The organism is Arthrobacter sp. Y3223164, assembly GCF_059091005.1.
On the sequence record NZ_JBNHGF010000069.1, the window covers coordinates 1 to 10,464 of the forward strand.

Consider the following 10,464-nt stretch of genomic DNA (forward strand, 5'->3'; position numbering starts at 1 on the left):
GGGCGGCGAGCACCTGCGCGCACACCGCGTCGTGGTCCAGCCCGCCGGCCGCGGTGACCACCAGCTCGTCGGGCCGGTAGTAGCGCTGGTAGTGGGCCCAGACCGAGTCGCGGGCCACCGCCTTGATCGCCTCCGGCGTCCCGCCGATCGGCCGGCCCAGGGGGTGCCCGCCGAGCACCGCCTCAACAAATTTTTCGTGGCACACGTCCGCGGGATCGTCATTGTCCATGGCGATCTCTTCGAGGATGACTCCGCGTTCCTGCTCCAGCTCCTGCGGGTCAAGGACCGCGGAGGTGATCATGTCGGCGATCACGTCGATGGCCATCGGCAGGTCCGAATCCAGGACGCGGGCGTAGTAGCACGTGCTTTCCTTGGCCGTGGCCGCATTGGATTCGCCGCCGACCTCGTCGAAGGCGGAGGCGATGTCCAGCGCCGTCCGGCGCCTGGTGCCCTTGAAGAGCAGATGCTCCAGAAAGTGGGTCGAGCCGTGTTGGCCCGCGGCTTCATCCCGCGAGCCAACACCGACCCAGAATCCGATCGTCGCCGACCGCTGGCCGGGCATCGCTTCGGTCAGCACCCGCACTCCCCCGGGCAGCACCGAGCGGCGCACGATGGCGCCGCCCGGTTCGCCGTGGACCAGTGTGGGGTCCGACCCGCCGAGCTCGGTGGCGTCGGCATGCTGCATGCTGCCGACCAGCGGCAGGGCGACGACGGTCATGCTTACTCGGCCACGGCCTCTTCGGCCGACGCCTCGTCGGCTGCGGCGTCCTCGGCCACCACGGGGGCGAGGGACAGCTTGCCGCGGTCGTCGATCTTGGTGATCTCGACCTGGACCTTCTGGCCCACCGACACCACGTCGTCGACGTTGTCCACGCGCTTGCCGCCGGCCAGCTTGCGCAGCTCGGAGATGTGCAGCAGGCCGTCCTTGCCCGGGGTCAGCGACACGAAGGCACCGAAGGTGGTGGTCTTCACGACCGTGCCCAGGTAGCGCTCGCCCACCTCGGGGATCTGCGGGTTGGCGATCGCGTTGACGGCGGCGCGGGCGGCTTCGGCGGCCGCACCGTCGGTCGCGCCGATCAGCACGGTGCCGTCGTCCTCGATGGAGATGTCCGCGCCGGTGTCTTCCTGGATCTGGTTGATCATCTTGCCCTTCGGGCCGATGACCTCGCCGATCTTGTCCACCGGGATCTTGACCGAGATGATCCGCGGGGCGAATTCGCTCATTTCGTCCGGCTGGTCGATCGCGGCATTGATCACGCCGAGAATGTGAAGCCGTGCCTCGCGGGCCTGCTTCAGGGCGGCGGCCAGCACGGACGCCGGGATGCCGTCGAGCTTGGTATCGAGCTGGATGGCGGTGACGAACTCCGAGGTACCGGCGACCTTGAAGTCCATGTCGCCCATGGCGTCCTCGGCACCCAGGATGTCGGTGAGCGCCGCGTAGCGGGTTTCACCGTCGACCTGGTCGGAGACAAGTCCCATGGCGATGCCGGCGACCGGGGCCTTCAGCGGCACGCCGGCGTTGAGCAGGGACAGGGTGGAGGCGCAGACCGAGCCCATGGAGGTGGAGCCGTTGGAGCTCAGCGCCTCGGAGACCTGGCGGATGGCGTACGGGAACTCTTCACGCGACGGCAGCACCGGCACCAAGGCGCGCTCGGCCAGTGCGCCGTGGCCGATTTCACGGCGCTTGGGCGAGCCCACGCGGCCGGTCTCACCGGTGGAGTACGGCGGGAAGTTGTAGTTGTGCATGTAGCGCTTGCGCGTCACCGGCGACAGCGAATCGATCTGCTGCTCCATCTTCAGCATGTTCAGCGTGGTGACGCCCAGGATCTGGGTTTCGCCGCGCTCGAAAATGGCTGAGCCGTGGACGCGGGGCAGGACCTCGACCTCGGCGGTCAGCTTGCGGATGTCGCTCAGCCCGCGGCCGTCGATGCGCACCTGCTCGGTGAGGATGCGCTGGCGGACAACCTTCTTGGTCACGGCGTTGAATGCCGCGGAAACTTCCTTCTCGCGACCGGCGAATTCCGCCGTCTCGGTGCCGGCCAACTGCGCCAGGATCTCGGCCTTGAACGCGTCTGCGGCCTCGTTGCGCTGCTGCTTGTCGCCGATCGAGAAGATTTCCGTCAGCTTGGCAGCTGCGGCGGACTCTACGGCGGCGAAGGCATCGTCCTCGTAGTCCTTGAAGATCGGGAATTCGACCGTCGGCTTGGCCGCGCGGGCGGCCAGGTCGGACTGAGCCTCGCACAGCGCCCGAATGAACGGCTTGGCGGCCTCGAGGCCCTCGGCCACGACCTCTTCGGTGGGCGCGGTGGCGCCCTCTTCCTTGATCAGGTTCCAGGCGTTGTCGGTGGCCTCGGCCTCGACCATCATGATGGCGATGTCGTTGCCGGCGGCGATGCGGCCGGCCACCACCATGCTGAACACGGCGCGCTCCAGTTCGGAGTGCTTGGGGAAGGCCACCCACTGGCCGTCCACGAGCGCCACGCGGACGCCGCCGATCGGGCCGGAGAACGGCAGGCCGCTCAGCTGGGTGGACATCGAGGAGGCGTTGATCGCGACGACGTCGTACATGACGTCGGGATTGATGGCCAACACGGTCACCACTACCTGGACCTCGTTGCGCAGCCCCTTGACGAAGGCGGGGCGCAGCGGGCGGTCCATCAGGCGGCAGGCCAGGATCGCTTCGGTGGACGGGCGGCCTTCGCGGCGGAAGAACGAGCCCGGGATGCGGCCGGCGGCGTACATCCGCTCTTCCACGTCGACGGTCAGCGGGAAGAAGTCGAAGCCTTCGCGCGGGGACTTGCCCGCCGTGGTGGCGGAGAGCAGTGCGGTGTCTTCGTCGATGTAGACCATTGCCGAGCCGGCCGCCTGCTGGGCCACGCGGCCGGTTTCGAACCTGACCACGCGCTGGCCGAACCGGCCGTTGTCGATGACAGCTTCTGAGTACTGAATTTCGGGACCCTCCAAGAGAGCCACCTCCGTTTCTTCGAGTGCGGAGGCCGCCGGTATCTGCCCAAACCTGCGAGGCCGCTTCACGGCCAGCCTGCCTGTACGCCACCCGGTCTTCGATCGAGACCTACGGGCAAGCCCTTAAGGGCGTCCCGGAAGCCACTACCGAGGACCGCGAATGCCGCGATACCGAAAGTCTCCAGTTGATGTAGTTATCGGCCGACAGTCTCCCGGCGGCCGTGCTCCTGCCGCGCCGCAAACCGGCGCGGTAGGAAAAAGGCGGCTCTCCTGTCCCCGTCTCGCAGTGGACGGAAGAGCCGCCTCCGTCACTGACTAGCGGCGCAGGCCGAGGCGCTCGATGAGCGCACGGTAGCGCGTGATGTCGGTGTCACGCAGGTAGGTGAGCATGCGACGACGGCGGCCGACCAGTGCCATGAGGCCCCGGCGGGTGTGGTGGTCGTGCTTGTGCATCTTCAGGTGTTCCGTCAGGTCGGAGATGCGACGGGACAGAACAGCGATCTGAACCTCGGGAGAACCCGTGTCGCCCTCGTGCGTGGCGTATTCCTTGATGATTTCCTGCTTGAGCGCGGCGTCTAATGCCACAGTAACTCCTAGAAGTTGTGCCGTGAGGCCCGAGTCAGCACTTCGCTGCCGGGGGCTCCGCAGTCTCCGCCGGCCGCCAGAGGCTTGCCGGCAGCAGAGCACGGAGGGATACAGCCGCCACGGACCGCAGCCGAATCCATCGGCCAGTTTACCTGTTGCGGGCTTGGTCTGTCGAAAGCAGGCTTCGGGTACGCACCACGTCGTCGCGCATTTGGGCGATCAGGGCCTCGGGGCCGGTGTAGGCCACCATGCCGCGCAGGCGTTCCACGAACTCGACCACCACCTGCTGCCCGTAGAGATCGAAGTCGTCCGTGTCCTCCTGCGGCCGGTCGATGACGTGCGCCTCGACCCGGCGGCTGGCGCCCTCGAAGGTCGGATTCGAGCCCACCGAGATGGCGGCCTGCCACCTGGTGCCGTGCTGGTCCACCAGCCAGCCGGCGTAGACGCCGTCGCCGGGGATCATGCCCGTTGCATGCTTGGACAGGTTCGCGGTGGGAAAACCCAGTTCCCGGCCGCGGGCGTCGCCGTGCACGACTTCGCCGCGCATCCGGTGGGTGCGTCCGAGCACCTCCGCCGCCGTGGCGACATCCCCCGCGGCGAGGGCTTCCCGGACCCAGGACGACGAGTAGCGCCGGCCGCTGCCCGCGGCGCCGAGGTCCGCATCGGTTTCATATTCGTCGACGACCTCGACGGTGAAGCCGAACTGCCGGCCCAGTTCCTGCATGGTGTTCAGGTCGCCCGCGTTGTTCTTCCCAAACCGCGTGTCGTGGCCGATCACGACCGCGGTGGCGCCGAGGGTCTCCACGAAGACTTTGCGGACGAACTCCTCAGGGGTTTCGCCGGCCAGTTCCAGCGTGTAGGTCATCATCAGCAGCCCGTCCAGGCCGCTGGCCTCCAGCGCCTCGACCCGGTCCTGCAGTCCCATGATGAGCTGCGGGGCGGCGTCCGGCCGATGGACCTGGGAAGGATGCGGATCGAAAGAAATCGCCACCGCGCGGGTCCCGCGGGCGGACGCGGTCTCCACCAGGCGGCGCAGCACCTGCTGGTGGCCGCGGTGGACGCCGTCGAAATTTCCCAGTGTCACCACTGACGGACCATAGCCGCGGGGTACGTCGGCCAGGTCTTTCCAGTAGTGCACAGTAAACTCCTCGTCGATCGGGGCCTTCAGCGGGTGCGGACCCGTCGCCGGGACCCCTTCCATTATGGACGACCTCCGGGGGGCTTCGCGCCCGCCGCCGGCCGGTGCCGCCAGAGCCACCACAGGCCGATGACCGGCAGCAGCAGGGGGACGTATCCGTATCCCTTGCCGAAGCCCGACCACACCGTGTCCTGCGGAAGCAGCTGGGGATCCAGCACGCTCAGCAGCCCGACGGCCAGGACTCCCACGAGTTCGATGCTCACGGCGGCCACCGACAGCCAGTAGGAGCGGGTCCCGGACCTGGCCAGCGTAACGGTCGCCAGGATGTACACGACGGCGGCGAAGGCGGACAGCAGGTAGGCCACCGGCGCTTCCGAGAACTTGGTTGCTATCTGATAGCCCGCCCGGGCGGTGGCGGAGAGCGCGAAGACCCCGTAGACCGCCACCAGGAGCCGCCCGGGACCGGTGGCGCGGCCGGCGGCGGCGCTCACGTCCCGGGTATGCCTTGCCCGTTGTTGTTCCTGGCCGGGTTTCATACGGCGATCGCTCCGTCCCAAATTTGTTCCATTCTCACCAGCATGACGAATACCGTGATTCCCGCCGCCCCCAGCACCAGGTTGCTCCACCGGCTGCGGTCCATGATGGCCCACCAGAAGGCTGCTACCGGAACCAGCAAGGCGGTGATCAGGTAGCCCCAAAATTCCCAGGTTTCCCCGCTGACGGGCTCACCGGAAGCCTGTCTGATGATACCGGCCGCCCCGTAGACGAGCAGAAACAGCTCCACCGCGGCGACCGAGAGAATCGTGACGTCGTTGGGACCGTGTTTCAGGAGGGCGGCAACCACGCAGATGACCGCGGCAAGCAGGGTGACCACCGTGCCGGCGATGAAAAAACCGTCGATGATCACTGTGCGTCCGCCTCGTTTCCCGGTGCGAACACCAGCAGGGGCCTGGCTTGCGCATCGTTGTCTTCCAGCAGCGCCACCAGCGATCCGTCCGGGGCGAACGCCGCCGTCGCGCCGGGTGCTCCGGCGGCCGGGATGCGTCGGCCATGTGAGACGTCGTCGGCCTCGGTGGCGCTGAGTTCCCGGACCGGGAACAGTACGCGGGCGGCCTCGTCGAGGCCCGTCATCTGCAGGTCTTCGGCCAGTTCATCCAACGTGGCTGCGTTTTCGATCCGGAACGGACCCACCCGGGTCCGGCGCAGGGCCGTCAAGTGCCCGCCGACGCCCAACCGCTGCCCGAGATCGCGCGCCAGCGCACGGATGTAGGTTCCCGACGAGCATTCGACGGTGACGTCCACGTCCTGCACCTTCCCGCCGCGGCCGCGCCGAATGCCGTGGACCTCGAACCGGTGGATCGTGACCGGCCGGGCGGCCAACACCACGTCCTGTCCGGAGCGCACGCGCGCGTAGGACCGCTGACCGTTGACCTTGATGGCCGAGACGCTGCTCGGTACCTGCAGGATCTCCCCGGTCAGTTCGGCGACGCCGTCCCTGATCTGCTGTTCCGTCACGGCAGCGGCGATGGTTTCCGCCGTGACGTCGCCCTCGGCGTCGTCGGTCACCGTGGACTGGCCGAGCCGGATGGTGGCGTCATACGTCTTGGGGGCGCCGACGATGTAGGTCAGCAGCCGGGTGGCCTTATTGACGCCGACCACCAGCACGCCCGTGGCCATGGGGTCCAGGGTGCCGGCGTGGCCGACCTTCCGCGTTCCGGCCAGGCGGCGCATGCGGCCGACAACGTCGTGGCTGGTCCACCCCTGCGGCTTGTCGACGAGTATCAATCCGGAACGGAGCAGGCCAGAAGTCACGCCTTTCAGTATATGGCGTCCCGGGGATACGGCCGGTCGGGGCTTAAAGCGTGCATCGTTGACAGCCTCCGGGGGCTGCAATATTTTGGGCACACTGCGTGCCGTGGATGCGGCCTCCAAGGGATTTCAGCAGGCCAGCGGCACAGTCGCCTCTTCGGCATCACTTGCCCTTGTTCTCCGGCCACTCCGCCGGCCTGCGAGTCGTCCGGGGTGCCCCGCGGCTCTCTTCAGGAGCTTCATCGTGAAAAAACCATCGCTGTATCTCGCCCTTCCCTTGGCGCTCGGACTTGCGTTCGGCACCGGCCTGGCACCGTCATCGGCCCACCGGGAGAGCCCGGAGCCTCCGTCGGCGACCGTGCTGGCCGAGGGGCTGCAATCGCCGCTGAGTCTTGCGGCCGGCCGGCACGGCCTGTTTGTGACCCAGAACTTCGCCGGCGTCCTGAACCGGATCAAGCGCCATGGCGATCCCGAAGTCCTGTACCGCTCCGGCGGACCCCAGGTCGCGTCCGCCTCCCTCTACAGGCACACGGTCTACTTCTCCGAGGGCACCGGTGCCGGCGGCATGGACGGGCTGCCGAACGTGCAGTGGATCAAGTCGTTGGACCTGCACGACGACGGGGCCGCGCCTCGGAAGATCGCCGACGTGGCGGCCTATGAGAAGAAGCACAACCCGGACGGCCGCGTCACCTACGGCTTCCGCCATGTGAAGGACCGGCAGTGCCTGGACAAGATTCCGGAGGGGATCCCGGCCAAGTACAAGGGCAACGTCGACTCCAACGCCTATGCCACGGCCGCCAACAGGCAGAGCATTTATGTCGCCGACGCCGGCGGCAACGCCATCCTGAAGGTCGACAAGCACAGCAAGCGGGTCAGCACGGTTGCGGTGCTGCCGCCGGCATCCTTCCGGGTGACCGCTGCGCTGGCGGCAGGCATGGGCCTGCCGGATTGCGTGGTCGGCCAGAAGTACTATCTGGAGCCGGTGCCTACGGACGTTGAGTTTGGCCGGCACGGCTGGCTGTACGTCACCTCGCTGCCGGGCGGTCCCGAAGACGGGAGCATCGGCGCGCTCGGCCGCGTCTTCAAGGTCCATGCCCACACCGGGAAGGTCGTGCAGTTGGCGGGGGGCCTGTCCGGCGCCACCAACCTGGCGGTCAGCTCACGCGGCGACATCTACATTGCCGAGATGTTCGGCAACAAGATTTCCGTGCTGAAGAAGGGCCACGACAAGGTGCGGACGTTCTTCGAGACCACTGCCCCGGGTGCGCTGGAGATCCGCGGCGACCGGCTCTACGCCACAACGAATGCGCTCCCTGACTTCACCGGGAAGACACCTCCCGACGGCAAGGTCATCAAGATCCGGCTGCACTGATCCGCGGCTGCCGGGACCGGAAAAAAGGGCGGGCCACCTGCGCACAGCAGGTGGCCCGCCCTTTGGTGCAACGGCCGTCGGGCCGTGCAGCGGTCGTTAGCCGCTATTCCGGACGCGTTCCGCGGCCGGCGTCGTCCTCGTCCTCGTCCTCGTCTTCGGGCTTGCGGTACGGGTCCTCTTCGCCGGCAAAGGCGGCGCCTTCGGCCAGGGCCGCGACCTCGGCGTCCTTGGCCTTCGCGGCCCGCAACAGCTCCTCCAGGTGGCTGGCGTTCACCGGAATCTCGTCCGCGACGAATTCCAGCGTGGGCGTGAGCCGGGCGGTGATGTTCCGGCCCACTTCCGCCCGCAGGACGCCCTTGGCGGACTCCAGTGCCTTGCGGGTCCCGTCCTGCTCTTCGGCGTCGCCGAACACCGTGTAGTAGACGGTGGCGTGCTGCAGGTCGTTGGTCACCCGGGCGTCCGTGATGGTCACAAATCCCAAACGGGGATCCTTGACCCGGCGCTCTAGCGCCTGGGCGACCACTACTTTGATCCGGTCGGCCATCTTGGCGGCGCGTGCTGGGTCTGCCATGACCCCTCCTCAAATTCTCGTGTTGATGGCGGAACAGCGGGCGCCCGGCGGCGATGCCACCGGACGCCCGCTGCAGGCCGACTGCTAGACGCGCGGCTTTTCGCGCATTTCGAAGGTCTCGATGATGTCGCCTTCCTTGAGGTCGTTGAACGACCCAAGTCCGATGCCACATTCGAATCCTTCGCGGACCTCGGTCGCGTCGTCCTTGAACCGCTTGAGCGAGTCAACGGTGAGGTTCTCGCCGATGACCTTGCCGTCGCGGGTGACGCGCGCCTTGGTATTGCGGCGGATCGTGCCCGAGCGGACGATGGAGCCGGCGATGTTCCCGAACTTGGACGAACGGAAGATCTCGCGGATTTCGGCCGTGCCCAGCTGTGCCTCTTCGTACTCCGGCTTCAGCATGCCCTTCAGCGCGAGTTCGATATCATCGATCGCCGCGTAGATGACCGAGTAGAAGCGCATGTCCACGCCCTCGCGGTCGGCCAGTTCGGCCACCCGCTCGGCCGGCTTGACGTTGAAGCCGATGATGATGGCATTGTCCACGGTGGCCAGGTTGACGTCGTTCTGCGTGATGGCACCGACACCGCGGTGGATAACGCGCAGCTGCACATCCTCGCCCACATCGATCTTGAGCAGCGAGTCTTCCAGCGCCTCCACGGCACCGGACACGTCGCCCTTGAGGATGAGGTTGAGGGTGTCGACCTTGCCCTCGGCCACGGCCTTGTCGAAGTCCTCGAGGCTGATGCGCTTGCGGCGCTTGGCCAGGGCTGCGTTGCGGTCCGCGGCTTCACGCTTCTCGGCGATCTGGCGGGCGGTGCGCTCATCGTCGGTCACCAGGAAGGTGTCGCCGGCGCGCGGGACGGTGGACAGACCCAGCACCTGGACCGGACGCGACGGTTCGGCCTCGGTGACGGATGCGCCGTCTTCATCGAACATGGCACGGACGCGGCCGTGCGCGCTGCCGGTGACGATGGCGTCGCCCACCCGCAGCGTTCCGGACTGGACCAGCACGGTCGCCACTGCGCCGCGGCCCTTGTCCAGGTTCGCCTCGATCGCGATGCCGCGGGCGTCCTTGTTCGGGTTGGCCCGCAGGTCCAGGGCGGCGTCGGCGGTCAGCAGCACGGCCGAGAGGAGATCCTCGATGTGCAGGCCCTCGCGTGCCGAGACGTCCACGAACATGGTGTCGCCGCCGTATTCCTCCGGAACCAGGCCGTACTCGGTCAGCTGGCCGCGGATCTTCTCCGGGTTGGCGCCTTCCTTGTCGATCTTGTTCACGGCGACGACGATGGGCACGCCGGCAGCCTGCGCGTGGTTCAGCGCTTCCACGGTCTGCGGCATGACGCCGTCGTCCGCGGCCACCACCAGGATGGCGATGTCGGTGACCTTCGCGCCACGGGCACGCATGGCGGTGAACGCCTCGTGGCCCGGGGTGTCAATGAAGGTGATCTTCCGGTCCCGGTCATCGTGCTGGAAGTCGATCTGGTAGGCACCGATGTGCTGGGTAATGCCGCCGTGTTCGCCTTCGCCCACCCGGGTGTTGCGGATGGCGTCCAACAGGCGGGTCTTACCGTGGTCCACGTGACCCATGACCGTCACGACGGCGGGGCGCCGCTCGAGGTCGGCTTCGCCCTCTGCCTCGAGTTCGGCGTCGAGGTCGATGTCGAACGAGTCAAGCAGTTCGCGCTCTTCGTCCTCCGGGGAGACAACCTGGATCTTGTAACCCAGTTCAACACCGAGCAGCTCGAAGGTGTCCTCGTCCAGCGACTGCGTGGCGGTGGCCATCTCGCCGAGGTGGAACAGCACGGTCACCAGCGCTGCCGGATTCGCCTCGATCTTGTCGGCGAAGTCGGTGATGGAGGAGCCGCGGCGCAGCCGGACAACGGTGCTGCCGTCGCCGCGGGGTACCGAGACGCCGCCCAGCGACGGTGCGCTCATCTGCTCCAGTTCCTGGCGCTTCGCGCGCTTGGACTTGCGCTGCTTGCCGCGGCCGGCGCCTCCCTTGCCGAAGGCGCCCTGGGTACCGCC

The 10,464-nt window shown here is 67.5% G+C and carries 10 protein-coding genes; 1 reads left to right on the top strand and 9 read right to left on the bottom strand.

Features of this window, described 5'->3' with window-relative positions:
* From AC5RUJ_RS05900 to truB, 7 genes are all read right to left on the bottom strand, one after another.
* Positions 1–718, bottom strand: a 718-nt coding sequence (locus tag AC5RUJ_RS05900; RefSeq protein WP_494155667.1) for a M16 family metallopeptidase, incomplete at its 3' end; no start/stop codon positions are given.
* Positions 719–720: 2 nt separating this feature from the next.
* Positions 721–2,964: a polyribonucleotide nucleotidyltransferase gene (locus tag AC5RUJ_RS05905; RefSeq protein ID WP_494014383.1), complete on the bottom strand. Its 2,244-nt coding sequence runs from the start codon at positions 2,962–2,964 to the stop codon at positions 721–723.
* 315 nt (positions 2,965–3,279) lie between these two features.
* Complete coding sequence (rpsO, locus tag AC5RUJ_RS05910) at positions 3,280–3,549, bottom strand: 30S ribosomal protein S15 (RefSeq protein WP_494002421.1); 270 nt, start codon at positions 3,547–3,549, stop codon at positions 3,280–3,282.
* Between the two features lie 148 nt (positions 3,550–3,697).
* The gene (locus AC5RUJ_RS05915; protein WP_494076294.1) at positions 3,698–4,687 is read right to left on the bottom strand and encodes a bifunctional riboflavin kinase/FAD synthetase; all 990 of its coding nucleotides are present in this window, start codon (positions 4,685–4,687) and stop codon (positions 3,698–3,700) included.
* 62 nt (positions 4,688–4,749) lie between these two features.
* Positions 4,750–5,223: a hypothetical protein gene (locus AC5RUJ_RS05920; RefSeq protein WP_494050264.1), complete on the bottom strand. Its 474-nt coding sequence runs from the start codon at positions 5,221–5,223 to the stop codon at positions 4,750–4,752.
* On the bottom strand, positions 5,220–5,588 hold the full coding sequence (locus AC5RUJ_RS05925) for a hypothetical protein (RefSeq protein WP_494014384.1): 369 nt from the start codon (positions 5,586–5,588) through the stop codon (positions 5,220–5,222). The genes AC5RUJ_RS05920 and AC5RUJ_RS05925 overlap by 4 nt, the downstream gene beginning before the upstream one ends.
* Before the next feature lie 2 nt (positions 5,589–5,590).
* On the bottom strand, positions 5,591–6,499 hold the full coding sequence (gene truB / locus AC5RUJ_RS05930) for a tRNA pseudouridine(55) synthase TruB (RefSeq protein WP_494023809.1): 909 nt from the start codon (positions 6,497–6,499) through the stop codon (positions 5,591–5,593).
* 241 nt (positions 6,500–6,740) lie between these two features.
* On the opposite strand from truB, the gene AC5RUJ_RS05935 reads away from it, so the two are divergent.
* Positions 6,741–7,868 carry a ScyD/ScyE family protein gene (locus AC5RUJ_RS05935; RefSeq protein WP_494023808.1) on the top strand — a complete coding sequence of 376 codons (1,128 nt, stop codon included), beginning with the start codon at positions 6,741–6,743 and terminating at the stop codon, positions 7,866–7,868.
* A gap of 103 nt (positions 7,869–7,971) precedes the next feature.
* Here the strand turns inward: AC5RUJ_RS05935 and rbfA are convergent, their stop codons facing one another.
* Both rbfA and infB read right to left on the bottom strand, forming a co-directional pair.
* Positions 7,972–8,439 (bottom strand): 30S ribosome-binding factor RbfA, encoded by a 468-nt coding sequence (gene rbfA, locus AC5RUJ_RS05940; RefSeq protein WP_494023807.1) that lies wholly within the window; start codon positions 8,437–8,439, stop codon positions 7,972–7,974.
* An 84-nt stretch (positions 8,440–8,523) separates the two neighbouring features.
* Positions 8,524–10,464, bottom strand: a 1,941-nt coding sequence (infB, locus tag AC5RUJ_RS05945; RefSeq protein ID WP_494155668.1) for a translation initiation factor IF-2, incomplete at its 5' end; no start/stop codon positions are given.